17 protein-coding genes are annotated in these 19,264 nt (G+C 36.9%); 6 read left to right on the top strand and 11 right to left on the bottom strand.

What is annotated here, in order from left to right; translation table 11 throughout:
• Window position 1: 1 nt before the first annotated feature.
• Genes JR347_RS08380 through JR347_RS08390 form a run of 3 tightly spaced genes read right to left on the bottom strand, consistent with a single transcriptional unit; the run spans window position 2 to window position 2,808 of the window.
• Window positions 2-1,051 carry a vWA domain-containing protein gene (locus JR347_RS08380; RefSeq protein ID WP_205723600.1) on the bottom strand — a complete coding sequence of 350 codons (1,050 nt, stop codon included), beginning with the start codon at window positions 1,049-1,051 and terminating at the stop codon, window positions 2-4.
• Window positions 1,044-1,937, bottom strand: coding sequence for a hypothetical protein (locus tag JR347_RS08385; protein WP_205723601.1), 894 nt, complete (start codon window positions 1,935-1,937; stop codon window positions 1,044-1,046). The genes JR347_RS08380 and JR347_RS08385 overlap by 8 nt, the downstream gene beginning before the upstream one ends.
• Complete coding sequence (locus JR347_RS08390; RefSeq protein WP_205723602.1) at window positions 1,930-2,808, bottom strand: DUF58 domain-containing protein; 879 nt, start codon at window positions 2,806-2,808, stop codon at window positions 1,930-1,932. The genes JR347_RS08385 and JR347_RS08390 overlap by 8 nt, the downstream gene beginning before the upstream one ends.
• A gap of 110 nt (window positions 2,809-2,918) precedes the next feature.
• On the opposite strand from JR347_RS08390, the gene JR347_RS08395 reads away from it, so the two are divergent.
• Both JR347_RS08395 and JR347_RS08400 read left to right on the top strand, forming a co-directional pair.
• Window positions 2,919-3,332, top strand: a complete 414-nt coding sequence (locus JR347_RS08395; protein WP_205723603.1) for a DUF4296 domain-containing protein — start codon at window positions 2,919-2,921, stop codon at window positions 3,330-3,332.
• A complete protein-coding gene (locus tag JR347_RS08400) occupies window positions 3,332-5,713 on the top strand; it encodes an endonuclease MutS2 (RefSeq protein ID WP_205723604.1) in 2,382 nt (793 codons plus the stop codon). Before JR347_RS08395 ends, JR347_RS08400 begins: the two co-directional genes overlap by 1 nt.
• Window positions 5,714-5,761: 48 nt before the next feature.
• On the opposite strand, the gene JR347_RS08405 is transcribed toward JR347_RS08400, so the two are convergent.
• From JR347_RS08405 to JR347_RS08430, 6 genes are all read right to left on the bottom strand, one after another.
• Window positions 5,762-6,265, bottom strand: coding sequence for a hypothetical protein (locus JR347_RS08405; protein ID WP_205723605.1), 504 nt, complete (start codon window positions 6,263-6,265; stop codon window positions 5,762-5,764).
• A 133-nt stretch (window positions 6,266-6,398) separates the two neighbouring features.
• Window positions 6,399-7,022, bottom strand: a complete 624-nt coding sequence (locus JR347_RS08410; protein WP_205723606.1) for an ABC transporter ATP-binding protein — start codon at window positions 7,020-7,022, stop codon at window positions 6,399-6,401.
• A gap of 8 nt (window positions 7,023-7,030) precedes the next feature.
• Window positions 7,031-7,810, bottom strand: coding sequence for an acyl-ACP--UDP-N-acetylglucosamine O-acyltransferase (gene lpxA, locus JR347_RS08415; RefSeq protein WP_205723607.1), 780 nt, complete (start codon window positions 7,808-7,810; stop codon window positions 7,031-7,033).
• A complete protein-coding gene (locus JR347_RS08420; RefSeq protein WP_205723608.1) occupies window positions 7,807-9,201 on the bottom strand; it encodes a bifunctional UDP-3-O-[3-hydroxymyristoyl] N-acetylglucosamine deacetylase/3-hydroxyacyl-ACP dehydratase in 1,395 nt (464 codons plus the stop codon). The genes lpxA and JR347_RS08420 overlap by 4 nt, the downstream gene beginning before the upstream one ends.
• Complete coding sequence (lpxD, locus tag JR347_RS08425; protein ID WP_205723609.1) at window positions 9,198-10,253, bottom strand: UDP-3-O-(3-hydroxymyristoyl)glucosamine N-acyltransferase; 1,056 nt, start codon at window positions 10,251-10,253, stop codon at window positions 9,198-9,200. The genes JR347_RS08420 and lpxD overlap by 4 nt, the downstream gene beginning before the upstream one ends.
• An 18-nt stretch (window positions 10,254-10,271) precedes the next feature.
• The gene (locus tag JR347_RS08430) at window positions 10,272-11,513 is read right to left on the bottom strand and encodes an HD domain-containing protein (RefSeq protein ID WP_205723610.1); all 1,242 of its coding nucleotides are present in this window, start codon (window positions 11,511-11,513) and stop codon (window positions 10,272-10,274) included.
• A 63-nt stretch (window positions 11,514-11,576) separates the two neighbouring features.
• Between JR347_RS08430 and porX the strand changes: the two genes are divergently transcribed.
• From porX to JR347_RS08450, 4 genes are all read left to right on the top strand, one after another.
• Window positions 11,577-13,142 carry a T9SS response regulator signal transducer PorX gene (gene porX, locus JR347_RS08435; protein WP_205723611.1) on the top strand — a complete coding sequence of 522 codons (1,566 nt, stop codon included), beginning with the start codon at window positions 11,577-11,579 and terminating at the stop codon, window positions 13,140-13,142.
• The gene (tsaE, locus tag JR347_RS08440; protein WP_205723612.1) at window positions 13,132-13,581 is read left to right on the top strand and encodes a tRNA (adenosine(37)-N6)-threonylcarbamoyltransferase complex ATPase subunit type 1 TsaE; all 450 of its coding nucleotides are present in this window, start codon (window positions 13,132-13,134) and stop codon (window positions 13,579-13,581) included. Before porX ends, tsaE begins: the two co-directional genes overlap by 11 nt.
• Window positions 13,574-14,800, top strand: a complete 1,227-nt coding sequence (locus JR347_RS08445; RefSeq protein ID WP_205723613.1) for an alanine dehydrogenase — start codon at window positions 13,574-13,576, stop codon at window positions 14,798-14,800. The genes tsaE and JR347_RS08445 overlap by 8 nt, the downstream gene beginning before the upstream one ends.
• A 140-nt stretch (window positions 14,801-14,940) precedes the next feature.
• A complete protein-coding gene (locus JR347_RS08450) occupies window positions 14,941-15,942 on the top strand; it encodes a LacI family DNA-binding transcriptional regulator (RefSeq protein ID WP_205723614.1) in 1,002 nt (333 codons plus the stop codon).
• On the opposite strand, the gene JR347_RS08455 is transcribed toward JR347_RS08450, so the two are convergent.
• Window positions 15,939-16,535 carry a hypothetical protein gene (locus tag JR347_RS08455; protein WP_205723615.1) on the bottom strand — a complete coding sequence of 199 codons (597 nt, stop codon included), beginning with the start codon at window positions 16,533-16,535 and terminating at the stop codon, window positions 15,939-15,941. The two genes, JR347_RS08450 and JR347_RS08455, sit on opposite strands and share 4 nt — an antisense overlap.
• 12 nt (window positions 16,536-16,547) lie before the next feature.
• Complete coding sequence (locus JR347_RS08460) at window positions 16,548-19,223, bottom strand: valine--tRNA ligase (protein WP_205723616.1); 2,676 nt, start codon at window positions 19,221-19,223, stop codon at window positions 16,548-16,550.
• Between the last annotated feature and the right edge of the window lie 41 nt (window positions 19,224-19,264).

A 19,264-nucleotide genomic window follows, 5' to 3' on the forward strand; every position in this document is an offset into this window, starting at 1 on the left:
GTTAATCCTGAAGTATATTGCTGATGAAGGTGGACTTTAGAAATACCCAGAATAGAAATAATACTAATGCCCACATGATATAGTTTCTATAAAAATCTGTGGTGTCTTTGAATCGGGTTTCCTGTATTTCAGCCTTTTCGTATTGATCGATTTGTTTAAAAACGTTCTCCAAAGCTTGATTATCAGAAGCCCTAAAGAATTGACCTGACCCTATTTTAGCTATTTCTCTGAGCGTAGTTTCATCCATAGTATTCTCAACCATTCTTGGCCTGCCAAAAAAATCTTTACCAAACGGCACTTTACCTTCCTTTCCGATGGCGATGGTATAGGTCTTAATATCATAGGCAGATGCCAGTTTAGCAGCAGTAATCGGGTCGATATTACCAGCAGTGTTATCTCCATCACTTAATAGAATGCATACTTTGGACTTCGACTCCATCTCAGTCATTCTATTGGTAGCTACGGCCAGAGCACTGCCAATAGCGGTACCTCTATTCTCAATCATATCGAAATTAATGTCATCGATATATGTCTTAAGAAGGTCATAGTCTGTTGTGAGTGGAGAAAGTGAATAAGCATCACCGGAGAATATCACTAAGCCTATGCGATCTTGTAATCTACCATCTATAAAGTCTTTAGCAACTTGTTTGGCAGCCTCCAGTCTGTTTGGGGTAAAATCTTCAATTTGCATTGACTGAGAAATATCAATGACCAACATAATGTCTATTCCTTCAGTCCATTGCACTACTTTTTCATTGGTTTTTTGTGGGCGAGCCAATGCTACAATAAGAAGCGCCACAATCAACATCATGATAAAATCCGGAACTAAACGAACTATTGTAAGAGGGTTAGAAATAACCTGACTTCGTGTAAATGCAACGGGCAATTTTTGGTTAAAAAAGTATCTGTATGCCCATCGGATTATAAAAAATAGAGGGATGGCCAGTATACCATACAACGCAAGGCTGTTCTCCCAGCTATACCCTTGAAGAATACCTGGGTAAAAATTTTGAATTGAATACCAGGGAAGTGTAGTCGATTGTTCAACCATGTTTTACTTCATTTACTTTGTCCAGATATCTGTTCTCTGCAAATGTTAGGAGCTTCTTAAAAGTCTCCTGCATGCTTTCTTGTTTGCCACCATAAATGGCTTTATCTATACTTTTTAGCTCATCACCAATTCTCACAATATGCTCATGTGATAATAACTCTTTGGTTGTCATTTTGGTATAAGGTGTTTTTTCAAGCTTTTCCAGGTACTTTTTCCAAACAAGAAGTATTTTCTCAGTCTGTTTTATTGATTCCTTACTTTGAAGTTGAACATTGTATTCTTCCATAAACTTCAAATGCTTCTTTTCTAGTCTTCTTAACTTAAACCATCGCTTTATTGACTTACCAAAAACGATGTACCCAATCACTACTAAAATGATGAACAGCACTATTCCAGTAATTAAATAGGGATAATTTAGCGCTAAATCAACGTATCTGTAAGTTGTGTTTTCTATCAACGGCATGGCCTCCGCTGCAACTGAGTCAGGAATTTCTTTTACTAAATGAGTAAGAATGATTGAGTCTTGCTGTGGGTATAGAGGAATACTATCTCTGCCGGCAACCTGAAAAACAGGTAGTTGTAGATATTGGACGCTATCTACTTCAAAGCTTAGTATATAATATAAAGCACTATCATAACTCTGCTCATCAATGGTCTTAGTAGCCGCGAACCACTTTTCTCCAAGTTCATATGGGTTGTAATTGTATAATGAATCAGGAAAAATCAGGTCAATGGAACTTGGGTATCTTGCCGTTAACACATAGGGTGATGGCTCACCTATTTTGATACTATCTTCTAAAAAATAACCCTTTACCTGCACATCTTGTGCGAAAGAAAAAAGAGCAATAAAATGTAAGATTGAGCCAAAAATTATCTTTCTAAACACTTTTCAACGATTTGTTTCTGACTTTAAATAGTTTTAATAATTTGGGAACATAATCTTCATCAGTATCAATGGATACATAATTGATCTGATGTTTTTTGGAAAACTTCACAAGCTCCTCTTCACTCTTGGCATAATTGGTTTGAACGTTAGATCTGAAATTGCCAAATGAGGTATTCACCCAAACTGTTTTTTTACTTTCTTTATCAAATACAGGTACTATGCCCAGTTTTGGCAAATTCGTTTCACGCTTGTCAGTTATTCTAATGGCCACCAGATCGTGTTTTTTTGCCATTCCTTTTAAATTGTGAAAATAGCCTTCATCAATAAAGTCTGAGATAAAGATCATCACACTTCTTCTTTTTAAGGTATTCAAAGAAAATAAGGTGGCTTTGCTTAAATCTGTTTTAGCCGATTTAGGTTTCAATTCTACTAATTCGTGTATGATCTCATAAGCTTGTTTGGGTCCTTTGGCAGGTTTGATGTAGGATTCTTTTTGATCAGAAAAGCAAACAAGCCCCACCTGGCTACCCTCTTTTGCAGCTGCCAATGCTAATACACCACACACTTCTTTACCAATATCAACCTTTTGCTTTCCTTCGGTGCCAATCTCCTGAGAGCCACTTACATCCAGAATAAAGAAAACTGTTTGTTCTTTCTCTTCTTTAAAGGTTTTTACAAATGCACCATGCCCTTTGGCACTCACGTTCCAATCTATAGTCCGCACATCATCTCCGTACTGGTAGGCACGCACATCGTCAAACTCAAGACCAGAGCCTTTAAATATAGAGTGAAAATCACCCTGCATTTGGCTGTTGATAGCCTTTCTTATTTGTATTTCGTACTTTCGCAGCTTATTCAGAAGATTCTTCATACGTGTAATTTTAACGTATTTGGATTGCAAAATTGTGGAATAATACTTGTTTGGAAAAATAACAAACCCAATGGATTTAAGATGGGTACTAACGGTTAAAAATTATTAAAATGAAGAACGCTATAATCTGTGGAATTATCATGATGATCTCAATATTATTTATGAGATGTAATACAGATGAAACCCCGGAAGATATTATCAGTCATGAAAAAATGGTTGGCATTTTGTTAGACGTATATGAAGCAGAAGCAAAACTTGCTGAGCTTAAATTGAATAGAGATACGACTATACAAATATTTAAAACATACGAGCAATATATTTATGACGAGCATGGCATAGAAGAAGAAGTGTATAAAAAAAGCCTCACATACTATTATGACCATCCTGACAAGCTTGAGAAAATATATGAAACTATGCTAGACTCTCTAGCCCTGCGCGAAACGAAGGCTAAAGCTTATGAGGAAGCTAAACAAGCTAAACAAGATTCAATTCGCAAAATAGAGCTCAATAAAAAGAAAGACTAGTGCTATACCCTCACGATATCGAACAGAAGCTGGGTTTTGATAAAATTAGAGCACTAATTAGTGAAAAGTGTACTACTGATTTGGGTAAATCAATAGTTGAAAAAGTAAAATTTTCGTCTAATTATGATTTGATAAACAAGCTTCTTGCTCAGACCAAAGAGTATCAAAATATTCTTATTTCTTCTGATTCATTAAGTTTATTTGGATTCGCTGACATACAGGAAGCGCTGGAGAAGAGCAAAACAGAGGGGACCTTTTGCAGTGAAAATGAGATTTTTCAGATCGGCAAGTTCCTGAATAGTTTTGAGAAGGCTTATGATTTCTTTTCTAATAACTCCAATAACTACCCACACCTTTATGACCTCTGTAATACGATTGAAATCGATAAAAGTCTTTTAAAACAAATTGAGAAATGCATCGATGAAGAGGGGAATTTAAAGGATGACGCAAGCCCTGAGCTTCAGCGAATCAGGGGCGAATTAAGATCCAAGTACTCACAAGTTAGAAAATCCCTCTATTCAATTTTTAAGCAGTCAGAAAAAGAAGGGTGGGTGCCGGAAGGAGCTTCTGTTACTGTCAGGGATGGTCGGATGGTCATTCCTATTTTAGCTGAGTTTAAAAGAAGATTACCTGGATTTATCCATGATGAATCAGCATCGGGTAACACTGTATACCTTGAGCCGACTAATGTGCTTCAAGGTAATAATGAGATAAGACAATTAGAATACGCTGAAAAGCGCGAAAAAATAAAGATTCTTACCGGTTTAACGAATAGGGTGAGGATTAATTTACCAGATATCAGGTCTGGGTTGTCCTTTATTTCGAAGCTGGATTTCATAAGAGCGAAGGCAAAATTTAGCAATGAAATTGAGGCGATCGTACCCAAAATTAAAAATACAGCCTCAGTAAGCTTGAGGAATGCCCGGCATCCGTTACTCTTACTTTCCTTTATGAAGGAGGGGAAAAAGGTAGTACCACTGAATGTACAATTGACTGAAAAGAGTAGAATCTTAATTATCTCAGGCCCTAATGCAGGAGGAAAATCAGTAAGCCTTAAAACAATTGGCCTTTTACAATTCATGATTCAGTCGGGGATACCAATACCAGTAGGTGAAGAGTCTGAGCTTGGAATGTTTGAAGATATATTGATTGATATTGGAGACGAGCAGTCAATTGAAAATGACTTAAGTACTTACAGTAGTCATTTAAAGAGTATGAAGTCGTTCTTAAAGAATGGGACTTCCACTTCCTTATGCCTAATTGATGAATTTGGTACAGGTACAGATCCGCAGTTTGGAGGAGCCATTGCACAAGCTGTTTTAAGTGAATTGAACAATAAAAAGGTGTCTGGTGTGATAACCACTCATTACAGTAATATCAAACATTTTGCAGAGAAAACTGAGGGTATAATTAATGGAGCCATGCGGTTTGACATGCAAAAGCTTGAGCCATTGTTTGAATTAGAAGTAGGGAAACCTGGCAGTTCATTTTCATTGGAAATTGCGAAAAAGATTGGTTTAAACTCGGGAGTAATTGATTATGCGAAAGAATTAATTGGAGATAAAGCTATTGATGTAGACCAGTTACTTAATCAGTTGGAAAAACAAAAGCAGCAAATAAAACAGCGTGATGAAGAGCTGAAAAAGCGGGAATTGCAAGCGGCTAATCTTCAGAATCAGTACTCAACACTAAAAGAAGAGCTTGATAAAAACAAAAAGGAAATAATTAGTAAAGCCAAAGAAGAAGCAGCCAGATTGTTAAAGGATACCAATCGAGAGATTGAAAAAACAATTCGTCACATAAAGTCTAATAAAGCCCAAAAAACCGAAACAAAAAGGGCGAGGGAGAGATTACAAAACCTGAAGCAAAAAGTTGATGAACCTAAAGAAATAAAGAAGGCTCAAGCAGCAACTGAGGAACAATTGAATCCGGGAGATACCGTTCAATTAATTGATCAGGAAGTAACGGGAACAGTTATTTCAATGAAAGGCAATGATGTGGAAGTTCAAATAGGTTTGTTAAAATCCAAAGTCAAAAAGAATCGACTTATTAAAATATCTAAAGGCAAAGAAAAAACTATAAAAAAGGAGCGTGCAGGAAGTGCTCATGGTATGAATTTGACTAGTAAATTTTCAGAGTTTAATTCAACATTAGATATCCGGGGCAAGCGTGTAGAGGAAGTACTTACTATTCTTGATCAATTTTTAGATGATGCAATCTTATTCGGGCTCAGTGAAGTAAAAGTATTGCATGGTAAGGGAAATGGGGTGCTAAGGGAAGTGTTAAGAAATTACTGTAAAACACAATCTTTTATTTCAAATGTAGCAGATGAACATATTGAAAGGGGTGGTGCAGGAATAACTGTAATTACATTAAATTAAAAAAGGCCTCATTTGAGGCCTTTTTTAATTCTTTATATTTGAAGTTACTTATTGCTTAACCAAGTTAAACGTCCATGAACCTACAACAGCTTCAGTTCTAGATGTTGAACCACCATCTGCTAAGCTGAAAGATAGTGTCATTCCTGTAGCAGAAAAGTTTGTAACAGTGATTTGTAATCCATCACTTGCTCTAGTAACTGTGAATTGAGTAGTAGAAGCATCAGTTGGAACTGGAGTAAAAGTCCAAGAGTCTGTACCTAAAAATGGTCTTACACCAGAAGGACCTCCAACAATTGAAGCTGTACCTCCTTCAGATCCTGCAGTATAAGTAATGGTAAGAGCGAAATCGCTGTAGTCGTCAGTTCTATCCTGGCTTGGAGAACCGAAAGTGACTTGTCCTGTTTGAGTCGCATCTACGGCCCAAGTACCAGAGAATGTGTTACCAACTTGATCAACAGCAGGCGCACCATCGTCACCACCACTGTCACACCCTACGCTAAACAATAACAGAGATAATACTGCGGCACTTAATAAATAACTTAATTTTTTCATTAGATCGAATTTGTGGTTTACTATAGTTTTCGAAATTATCATTTTTATTCGAAATGCTAAAATAACAATAAATATTATTATTTGATATGTATCTATAAATAGATACACATTTTTTTAAAATAGTAACCATTTCTTAACAAACTTTGAAGTCAGCCAGATTAAGCATAGAATGGCAATTTTTGTATTCAATTTCTTGATTAGAAGCTAATATCAATAATCGACTTCCATCCATTTTGTTCAATTCACTAAAAAACCACTCAGATCCTTTTTTGTCTAGGTTGGTTGTGGGTTCATCAAGAAGCAGAATTTCTGTGTTGGAAAAGAAGGCAAGGGCCAATTTTAGCCTTTGTTTCATACCTGAAGAAAAGTTTTTGATAAACTTATGCTTGTGATCATCAAAGAATGAATACTCAATTAAAGAGTTAATTGTTTCCCCACTTCTAATGGGTTTGAATTTAAAGTGAAATTGAATTTGTTCTAATAATGTGAACTCTTCAATTAATTCCAGGTAAGGAGCAGCAAAAGAAATGTGATTGAATATGTCTTCTACAGGTATATTGGAACCATTATCATTGTAACTAATTTCACCCGAGGAAGGAAGCTGATTTCCAGCAATTAATTGAAGTAAAGTGGATTTTCCGCTACCGTTAGGTCCTACTATTGCTGTAGATTCACCAGATTTAAAGGTGTAATTTAAGCTCTCGAATAAAATCTCCCTGTTAAATCTCTTCGCTACATCTTTCAGGACGATTTCCATGAAAAGTCTTAGTAAGTATAACCTTTCATAACTCCTCTGTCTGAACTTCTGATAAAATCGATGATCTCATCGCGCTCTTTTGAAGGGGCTAGTTCCAGCTCTACTAAATCAAGTGCTTTTGAATTATTGAGGCCTTTTAAGAAAATGTATCTGTAGATTTCCTGAATTTCATTGATTTTCTCCGAAGTATAACCTCTTCTTCTTAAACCAATAGAGTTGATACCAGCATAAGTTAATGGTTCTCGCGCTGCCTTTGTGAATGGTGGAACATCTTTTCTAACTAATGAACCTCCTCCAATGTAGGAGTGCGCTCCAATTTTAGTAAATTGTTGCACCGCGCAAGAGCCACCAAAAATTACGTAATCATCAACCACAACGTGTCCGGCTAATTGTGATGCATTGCCTAGAATGCAATTGTTACCAACAATACAATCATGACCCAGGTGCACATAAGCCATTATAAGGCAATTTTTACCCACTTCAGTCCTATGTTTATCAACGGTACCTCTGTTAATTGTTACGCACTCTCTAATGGTGCTGTTATCACCAATGATAGCAGTAGTTTCTTCTCCTGCAAATTTCAGATCCTGGGGTACAGCTGATATCACCGCCCCTGGGTATATTTTCACATTTTTACCAATTCTTGCACCTTCAAATATTGTTACATTGGGTCCTATCCAGGTACCTTCTTCAATAACAACATTTTTATGAATTGTAGCAAAAGGCTCGATAACTACATTTCTGGCAATTTTTGCCTGCGGATCTATATAAGCTAAAGGTTGGTTCATGAATCTTTTCTTACAATACTTGCTGTCATGGTGCCTTCACATACTAGCGTATTACCGACATAGGCACGTCCTGTCATTTTTGCTATTCCTCTCTTAATCGGTGCTAGAAGATCGCATTTAATTATTAAAGTGTCACCTGGCAGAATCATTTTTCTGAATCGGAAGCCTTCTATTCCTAAGAAGTATGTCCAATAATTTTCAGGATCGGGTACTGTATTTAATACTAAAATACCACCGATTTGAGCCATGGCTTCAATTTGCAATACGCCTGGCATAACCGGGTTTCCTGGAAAGTGACCTTGAAAAAATGGTTCGTTCAATGTAACGTTTTTAACCCCTGATACACTTTCGTCATCCAAATGAATGATTTTATCTATTAACAAGAAAGGATATCTATGAGGAAGTATGTTTGTGATTTGATTGATGTCATAAACCGGAGGCAAGTTCGGGTTGTACTTCGGAACGTTTAATTTCGAAGACTTAGCCATTGCTTTCTTTAATTTCTTTGCAAATGCTACGTTGGCAGCATGCCCCGGTCTGGCAGCTAAAATCTGAGCTTTCAATGGTCTCCCTGCTAAAGCTAAATCTCCAATAACGTCTAACAATTTATGTCTTGCAGGCTCATTCTTATATCTAAGCTCTACGTTATTGAGGATACCTTCCTTCTTTACCTCCACTTTAGGTTTATTAAATAGTTTGGCTAAACTATCTAATTCATTGTCTTTTACTATTCTATCAACTACAACAATGGCATTATTAAGGTCGCCACCTTTAATGAGGTTGTTTTTATGTAGCATTTCAAGTTCATGCAAAAAACAAAATGTTCTGCATGAAGCTATTTCCTTTTCAAACTGCGATATGTTAGTCAATGAAGCATGCTGACTTCCTAATACAGGAGAGTTATAGTCCACCATTACGGTAAGTCTATAATCATCTAAAGGAAGTGCTGCTATTTCAACATCTCTTTCCGGCTCACGATAAAATATGCCATCAGGCACTTCGAAAAAATCACGAAGCGCATCTTGCTCCTCGGTTCCTGCCTCTTTTAGAATATTTACAAACTGAATTGAACTACCATCCATAATAGGAGGCTCAGGACCATCTAGTTGGATTAGAACGTTATCAATTTCAAGGCCTACCAATGCTGCCAATGTGTGCTCAACAGTATTTACTCTTGCGCCACTTTGCTCAATGGTTGTACCTCTTGAAAGGTCTACTACCAAGTCTGCATCGGCATCCACCGTAGGTTGCCCTTCCAAGTCTGTTCTTTGAAACTTTATACCGTGGCCAGGTTTTGCTGGCACAAATGTCATATTAGAAGTTACTCCAGTATGCAAACCAACCCCTGATAGGGTCACGGATTTTTTGATTGTGTGTTGTTTAATTTTCATTCACTCTCCCGAAATGTCGGCAAATTTAAGACTTTTTGTTCAAGTTGCTTCAATCTGAAATTTAAATCGGGAAGATTTTTGAAAACGGCATAAGATCTTTGGTATTTCATTACATCAATTGCGGGTGTGCCCCAGAGTTTAGATCCTTCTTTTGTGTCTTTAGAAATGCCTGCTTGAGCTCCAACCGATGTTTTGTTAGCTAATTTAATATGACCTGCAATTCCCACCTGTCCACCTATAACACAATTGCTACCAATTTCTGTTGAGCCACTCACTCCTGTTTGCGCGGCTATTACGGTATGTTTACCAACTTTAACATTATGCGCTAATTGAACTAAGTTATCAATTTTAACACCATCATCTATTTTGGTAGAATCACCATGGAAGGTTGCACAATCAATAACAGTATTTGAGCCTATATCAATATAATTACCAATCACCACATTACCCATTTGAGGGATGGCTTTATAAGATCCGTCCGATTGAGGCGCAAAACCAAAACCATCGCTTCCAATTACACATCCGGAGTGGATCACGCAATGATGACCAACTTTTGTATTGGCATAGAGTTTTACTCCAGCATTGATAATTGTATTATCACCTATTTCTACATTGTCGCCAATGTATGCATGAGGATAGATTTTTACATTATTACCAATTTTCACATTCTCACCAATGTAAGAGAATGCACCCCTGTATACATCATCACCCACTTTGGAATTGGTTCCTAAAAAGGAAGGTTCTTCTATTCCCGACTTTTGGAACGAAATAAATTTATGATATTCTTCCAATAGAACAGTGAAACTTGAATAGGGGTCGTCAACCAGAATTAAAGAGGTATTTAATTTCTTTTTAGGAGAAAAACCTTTCTTAACAATTACTGCACTAGCATTTGTTTCATAAATATGTGGCTCATATTTAGGGTTGGAAAGAAAGGATATTTCACCTGACTTGGCCTCCTGTATTTTTCCGAGCATTTTTATTTTCGCCTCACCATTCCCCTCTACTTTTCCGCCCAATAACTCGGCAATTTGGCTGACGGTAAACTCCATTTATTTATTCTATGTTAATTAACTGTTAAGTGGTAAAGATACATTTTTGGGAAAGCATAGATAGAATTTTTTTACAATTTTGCTTATAGCTTTGATATTCGGCAATTCAGCGGCTTCAGCTATATTAAGTAACTTCCCTTTTTTGGTAAGTATTTCGATTGAGGCACTTTCAGGTGCATAGGCTTTATTCGTTACTTCACCATGTGCAAAGAAGTATCTGGCTTCAGATTGCCGAAGGTCAAATTGATCCACTAAAGATGCCCTCAGAACTTCCAGGCTTTTTTTGGTTAATGGCTCGTTTGTAAGTTTAATTTTGAAAAGATCCCGCTTTAAAATTTTCTGGCTTAACTCAGCTAATATCCTATCCTCTGAATCTTGCCAGAATTTAATAGCTCCCCAAATATCGTAATCATCTAATTCTCCGAACGCAGTAATGAGCTTAGTGTCTGCTTGAAAATCATCAAGCACAAAATCATTTTTTAAAAATAAATTCAACGAATTGGAAGCTTGTACAGGCTTCCCCGCCATGGTTAACTCCTTAGCTCTTAATATTAAATTGATAAGCATCTTTTCTGCACTAACCGAGGTTTTATGCAAATAAACCTGCCAATACATCAACCTTCTTGCATTAAGGAAATTTTCAATACTATAAATCCCTTTTTCCTCCACTACTATTCTATCATCAACAACATTGAGCATAGAGATGATTCTTTCTAGCCCTATACTTCCCTCTGAAACACCTGTAAAAAAGCTGTCACGCTTTAGGTAATCCAGCCTGTCAACATCTAATTGACTGGAAACTAATTGATGGAAAAATTGACGGTCATATGTGTTTTGAAAGATTTTTATGGCCAGTGATAGCTCATTGCTGAACTGGTTATTCAACTCTTTCATCAATAAAAATGAAATACTCTCATGCTTGATCCCTTTTAAAAGGCTGAACTCCAATGCATGTGAAAAAGGGCCATGACCAATATCATGAAGTAAAACAGCAATTTGAGCCTGCTCATATTCATGATCAGACACCTCAATACCTTTTCCTCGCAAAGAGTCTAATGCTCTTGACATAAGGTGCATGGCACCTATTGCATGATGGAAACGAGTATGATGCGCTCCCGGATAAATTAATTCTGTTAACCCAAGTTGCTTTATTCGCCTGAGTCGTTGAAAAATAGGGTGTTGAATAATATCAAAGATGAGATCACTTTTTATTGTGATGAATCCATACACAGGATCATTAAAAATTTTCTTTTTGTTCAATCTATTGCGTTCTTTTTCCGTTATTGAAGGTGAAAAGAAATTCTTTCAACCAAAAGTGATTTAATGCAAAGATATAATATTTTGTGGGCCGATGATGAAATCGATCTGCTCAAGCCGCACATACTTTTTTTAGAAAATAAGGGCTATGACATTACAGCGGTGAATAGTGGTTCCGATGCAGTTGAAAGCTGTGAAGAAAGTCATTTTGATGTAGTTTTTTTGGATGAAAACATGCCAGGCATGTCAGGTCTTGAAGCATTATCACACATCAAATCGATGAAGCCTAACCTTCCTGTGGTGATGATCACTAAAAATGAGGAGGAGTCTATTATGGAAGATGCCATAGGTGCCAAGATTGCCGATTACCTCATTAAACCGTTGAACCCCAGTCAGATACTACTTTCTGTGAAGAAAATATTAGATAACAAGCGACTAATCACAGAGAAAACCAATATGAGTTATCAGCAAGAATTCAGAAATATAAGTTTGTCGTTTGGTGATGACTTAGATTTTGCTGAATGGGCTGAGGTGTATAAGAAATTAATTTATTGGGAACTGGAAATAGATAGCACGGAAAATAAAAGTATGTATGAAGTGCTAAATATGCAGAAGGAGGAGGCAAACAATCAGTTCACAAAATTTATAAGTGATAATTATGAGTCCTGGTTGAATGACCCAGATGTAGAGAAACCATTATTATCACATCAACTGTTAAAAAATAGAGTGCTGCCTCAGGTAGGGCAGGGAAAATCCGTATTCTTTCTAGTTATTGATAATTTGAGGTACGATCAGTGGAAAATTATAGAACCCGCTGTAACGGAATATTTTAATGTGGAGGAAGAAGATAGCTACTACTCCATTTTACCAACAACCACAGCTTATGCCAGAAACTCTATTTTTTCTGGATTGATGCCTTCAGAAATGGAGAAAAAACATCCTGATTTATGGGTGGGTGAAGATGATGATGAAGGAAAGAATAATAATGAAGATAAGTTTTTAGAAAAGCATTTGCGAAGGCTAAATAGTACTATAAAATTTAGCTATCACAAGATAAAAAGAACAAGTGAAGGAAAGCAGCTGGTTGACAATATCAATAATATGCTTACCAATGACCTGAATGTAATAGTTTACAATTTTGTTGACATGCTCTCGCATGCGAGAACGGATATGGCCATGATAAGGGAACTAGCACCTGATGAATCTGCTTACCGTTCGATCACAAAATCATGGATAGAACATTCTCCATTGCTGGAGGCTCTTCGATTAATTGCAGAGAGTGGTTCAAAATTGATAGTGACAACAGATCACGGTACAATTAGAGTAAAAAAAGCATTTAAAATTGTTGGCGACAGAAATACCAACACTAACCTTCGATATAAACAGGGAAAAAACCTGGGTTATACCTCGGGTAATGAGGTGATTGAGGTGCCCAAACCGGAACGATTTTTTTTACCAAAACTCAATGTATCCACAAGTTATGTTTTTGCCACGGAAGATAATTTTTTCGCCTATCCTAACAATTTTAATTACTACGTAAACTATTACAAGGATACTTTTCAGCATGGCGGAGTGTCTATGGAGGAAATGATTATTCCAATAATTTCCTTAAATTCGAAATATGGTAAATAGTGCATTATCCGGGCTAAAATTGGTTTGTCGGGATATTGAAGAGTTGGAAAAGGTGGCGACTCAAATTATTGAGTTTTCACATGGGTTGAAATTTTGGATTTTTGATGGCCAGATGGGTGCGGGAAAAACAACCCTCATCAAAGAAATTTGCAGGCAACTAGGAGTTCAAGATCATGTTTCAAGTCCTACGTATTCCATTGTAAATGAGTACCTTACAGGAAATAATCAGACTATTTATCATTTTGATTTTTATAGAATTAATGATGAGGAGGAAGCCATGGATATAGGAGTTGAAGAATACTTTGATTCTGGCAATTATTGTTTTGTGGAGTGGTCTTCAAAAATCCCCAGTCTTCTTCCTGATAAAAATTTTTTGAATGTATCGATAGAAATATCGGATGCTGATCAGCGAGTGATCGAACTTAAACGCCATGACTAAAAAATCTCAATCAGGATTTGCACAGTTAGCTTCTAAAACGAGCCTTTACACTCAGGAGAAGCTTGCGGAGGTTAAAAAGGGGAAGAAATCGTTTCTTATTGGACTGCCCAATGAGATTTCCATGCAGGAAAAGAGAATTACACTTACACCTGATTCCGTTGAATTGTTGGTGAACAATGGCCATGAAATCTGGGTGGAGACAAATGCCGGTGCTGGCAGCAAGTTTAGAGATAAGCAATACGCTGATGCAGGAGCGAAGATTGTTTACTCGCAAGATGAGATTTATAAGGCCGATGTAATTCTAAAGATTGAACCACCAACGCTTGAGGAAATAGAATTGACAACTAAAGGCAAGATATTAATATCAGCCATTCAGTTGGGCAACCAATCTCCGGATTACATCAACGCATTGAATAAGAAGAATATTACTGCTTTAGCCTTTGAGTTTATTCAGGATAAAGTAGGTGGTATGCCCATTATTCGTGCTATGAGCGAAATTGCTGGCAATACAGTGATGTCCATCGCTTCAGAATATTTAAGCTGTGCTAATGGCGGTAAAGGAATAATTTTAGGAGGTATTACAGGCGTGCCACCCACCAAAGTGGTGATTATTGGTGCCGGAACGGTAGCGGAATATGCTGCTCGTGTTGCACGAGGTTTAGGGGCTGAAATACAGATATTTGATAACCACATTTATAAGCTCAGAAGAATAAAGCAGACACTGAGTCATCAAATTTATACCTCCACCATCGATACAGTTACTTTAGCAGAGTCTCTCAAGTCTGCTGACTTAGTGATTGGAGCTCTGAGAGCAGAAAAAGGAAGGGCAAGGCATGTGGTATCTGAAGAAATGGTGGCTGCCATGAAACCGGATTCATTGATTATTGATTTAAGTATAGACCAGGGTGGGTGCATTGCAACATCTGAATTGACCTCCCTAAAAGACCCTGTGTATAGAAAATACGATGTAATACACTACTGCGTACCAAATATTGCTTCCAGAGTGGCTCATACAGCCACAAGTGCATTAAGCAACATTTTCACTCCTACAATTCTTAGGGCTGCCGAAGAAGGTGGTGTGGAAGAAATGATTTTCGCTCATAGCTGGTTTATGAAAGGTGTTTATACCTACAAGGGCAGTCTCACCAATGAATACATCGCGAGAAAATTTGGTCTAAAGCATAAAGATCTGAGTCTCTTAATGGCTGCTCGATTTTAGCGACTGCTATTAAGAATTTAAACTATTCATTGATTGCAGGGTTTAAATTTAACCTGGGTTACGTAAAATTTAATATTAATTTAATCATGATAGTTTATTTTTAAGCCTCTCATTGCTACTATTACATTAAAATTGAAAATATGGCTACCACAATAAAAGACATAGCAAAAGCATTAGGAATATCAGTTTCTACTGTTTCCAGAGCTCTCAATGATAGTCCTCAAATTAATGATGAGACTATTAAGGCCGTAAAAGCCGTTGCTAAAAAATTTAATTATCGGAGGAACAATGTAGCAGCAGGTTTAAGAATTAATAAAACCTTTTGCCTTGGCGTGGTGGTGCCTAATATTGGTATTTATTTCTATTCAAGAGTAATAAGCGGTATGCAAAAAGCCGCTTCAGAGGCAGGTTACCAGCTTTTAATTTGTCAAACTGACGAGGAGGAAGCAAATGAGATTAAATACCTGGAGTCATTATCCAATGGTAGGGTTGATGGGATTTTGATGGCCATTTCTAAGGGTACAAATAAGCTAAATCACGTAAAGCAGGTAATGGAGGAAATGCCTGTTGTTTTATTTGATAGAACCGACTCTTCTATTGATACGACCCAAGTGGAAGCGGACGATTTTAATGGCGCTTTTTTGGCCACTAAACATTTAATTGATGGTGGGGCAAGAAATATTGCACATTTAGCTGGGCCAAAGAACATGCAAAATTCTAAGAATAGGCTCAACGGATATAAGGAGGCTCTGAGGCAAAATGATATTTCAGTTAAGCAAAACCTGATAGAAAACTGTGATTTTGATAGGCACAATGTAGAGGGAGCATTGAAAAAAATCCTAAAATCAAATCCTGATCTCGATGGGGTTTTTGCTGTAAATGACGATTTGGGAGTTCAGGCGATTTTGGTGTTGAAGAAAATGGGCTATAAAATCCCTGAACAGATATCAGTGATTGGGTTTGGTAACTATCCGGTTTCCAAAATTGTTGAGCCTCGGTTAACTACTGTGAGCCATCACCTTTTTGAAATTGGAGAAAAATCGGTTGAGTACTTACTTAAAATGATCAAAAATAAAGATGCTAAGATTTCTCACGAGCCTTTGGTATCCGAATTGATTCTTAGGGAGTCGACTAAACATTAGTTTCTCTTTTTCTTTGATTTAGGAGGTTTACAAGACTTGCAGTAATCTGATAGAATCTCAATCTCCTTTAAAACCCTTTGCCTTTCAGATTTAAGTAACTCTGATTTTTTACCTAACTCTGTTAATTTGGAAACACGCGCATTTTCAGATGTCAATTCTTTTTGATATTTTTCGAAAATTGGAAGGAAAAAATCTGAACTAGAAAACGCCCCTTTTTCTTCATAAATCTCCTTTCTAAACTTTCTTGCATATAGTTCAGTCAAATCAAAATTATATTGGACAAAATCTACCATAAAGTCTGCTGTTGTTGAATCAACTGCTGATATAACTGCAGCCGATTCAACAAATTCTGTACTTACTTTTGAATTAAAATTCTTTGTGAACATGAATTCATAACTACTCATTTGATAATTAAAATTCATATAAGCGCCAGTTTGAACGAAATTGGATTCTAAATCGCTATTAATTTCGGTTTGTTCAGATTTGAAATTTGCTATTCCAAGTTCTACTTCAGGGCTCCATTCTATTTTAGTCTGAGCGTTACCCACATTAACCAATAAAACTAAAATGGCAATTAGTATAGTTCTAATCATGTCATTCTCTGATTAAGCCATACTTGCTAAACTCTCTTCTATAGCTTTAATCTTAGCCTGAGCGTCTTCCATTTTCTTCTTCTCCATAGCAACTACTTGCTCGGGAGCATTTTGTACAAATCGTTCGTTACTCAATTTTTTCTCGACACTCTTTAAAAAGCCTTTAGTGTATTCGAGTTCTTTTTGCATTTCTTCTCGCTCTGCATCCATATCAACTGTACCTGCAAGCGGAATAAAGAACTCGTCACCTTTAATTACAAAACTTGAACTGTTCTCAACTTTATCTTCTGTTACTTCAAAAACATCAAGATTACTGAGCTTTTTAATTACACCAGCAAAAGAATTAAACTTAGCAAAGTCAGAAGTCTTTACTTTCAGGTTAAGGAGCTCCTTAGGTGCAATCTGCTTAGCATTTCTTGTATTTCGAACATTTCCGATGATATCAAAAGCCAGTTCAGCTTCTTTCAAAATGTTGGCATTATAGGATTCAACTTTTGGCCAAGCTGCAACAATCATACAATCATCTTCATTTCTTTCACCTAATTCATGATATAGTTCTTCGGTGATAAATGGCATAAATGGATGAAGCAATCGCAATATTTTTTCAAAAAATGTGATTGTGGCTTCTTTAGTGGCAGCATCAATAGGCTTTTGATAATCTGGTTTTATCATCTCCAAATACCACGAACAGAAGTCATTCCATATCAACTTGTAAGTTGCCATTAAAGCATCGCTGATCCGGAATTTTTTAAAATGATCTTCTACTTCTTCTAAGGTTTGGTTGAATTTAGCCTCAAACCAAACGATGGCTGCTTTATTACTATCTCCTGATACTTTATTATCAACTTCCCAGCCTTGAACTAGCCTGAAAGCATTCCATATTTTATTCCCGAAATTTCTGCCTTGCTCTATTAGCTTTTCATCGTAAAGAAGATCATTACCTGCAGGCGAGCTGAATAACATCCCCGTTCTTACAGCATCAGCACCATATTGAGCAATTAAATCCAGAGGATCAGGTGAGTTACCCAAAGATTTGGACATTTTTCTTCGTTGCTTATCGCGAACGATACCCGTGAGATAAACATCTTTAAAAGGTTTCTTGCCGGTATACTCGTAACCCGCTATGATCATTCTCGCCACCCAAAAGAACAATATTTCCGGTGCTGTTACCAGTGTAGAGGTTGGGTAATAATAATCTAATTCTTTATTAGAACCTTCAATTATTTTTCCATCCTTAAAGTATTGATCGTCAAATCCTTTAAACACTTCTAGAGGAAATAGCCAGCTCGATGCCCATGTGTCTAGTACATCCTCATCTTGCTTTAAGTCATTTATTGTTAGATCTTTCTTTCCAGATTTTTCTTGTGCAATCACAAGCGCCTCTTCAATAGTTTCAGCAACAACGAAATCATTTTCACCTTCTCCATAATAATAAGCAGGTATGCGCTGTCCCCACCATAACTGGCGAGAAACGCACCAGTCTTTTACGTTTTCCATCCAATGGTGATAGGTGTTCTTGAATTTTGCAGGATGCAGCACAACATCATCATCCATTACTGCGGCATGTGCCTTTTTAGAGATTTCTTTCATATTGATGAACCACTGCAAAGAAAGCTTAGGCTCAATAACGCTATCTGTTCTTTCAGACCTACCAATACGAGTAACAAAATCTTCATCACCCATTAAAAGACCTGCTTCATCCAAATCTTTAATGATTTGCTTTCGTATTTCAAATCTATCTCTTCCAACATAGGCTGGCACCTCACACTTCTCATTTAAAGTACCATCTAAGTTGATTGTATCAATAACTTCTAGATTATGCCTTTGACCAATCTCATAATCATTAGGATCATGCGCAGGTGTAACTTTCAAACAACCGGTTCCGAAATCAAGCTCTACATACTCATCACCAATTATTGGAATTTCTCTATTGATGAATGGAACAAGCGCTTTTTTACCAATTAGATGCTTAAATCGATCGTCTGTTGGATTAACAGCAATTCCTGTATCACCCATTATGGTTTCAGGACGCTGAGTAGCTATAACCACAAACTCGTCTGAGTCCTTAATCTGATATTTTACTTTATAAAGTTTCGATTTTTCACCACCCTCACGATATAATACTTCTTCATTAGAAACAGTTGTCTGAGCTTCCACATCCCAGTTAACCATTCGTAAACCACGATACAAATATCCTTTGTTATATAGATCAACAAATACACGAACAACTGCTTTATAATAATGGTCGTCCATGGTAAAAGATGTTCTTTCCCAATCGCACGAAGCACCTAATTTTTTTAGCTGTTCAAGTATAATTCCACCGTACTTTTCTTTCCATTCCCAGGCGTGTTCAAGAAATTCGTCTCGCGTAAGGTCGCTTTTCTTAATACCCTTCTCACGAAGCATTCTAACAACTTTAGCCTCTGTAGCAATAGAGGCATGGTCCGTGCCAGGCACCCAACACGCTTCTTTACCTTCCATTCGGGCTTTGCGGATCAAAACATCCTGAATGGTATTGTTAAGCATATGCCCCATATGCAACACGCCAGTCACGTTTGGTGGCGGAATGACGATTGAATACGGCTCTTTATCAGGGTTAGGTTCTGAGTGAAAGAAACCTTTATCCATCCAATGCTTGTACCATTTATCTTCTACCGATGACGGGTCGTATTTTGTTGATAATGACATATACTTTTAATGTAAAAATTTGAGTTTGCAAAACTAGGGAA

The sequence above is a fragment of the Fulvivirga lutea genome, from assembly GCF_017068455.1.
GTDB classification, from domain to species: Bacteria; Bacteroidota; Bacteroidia; order Cytophagales; family Cyclobacteriaceae; genus Fulvivirga; species Fulvivirga lutea.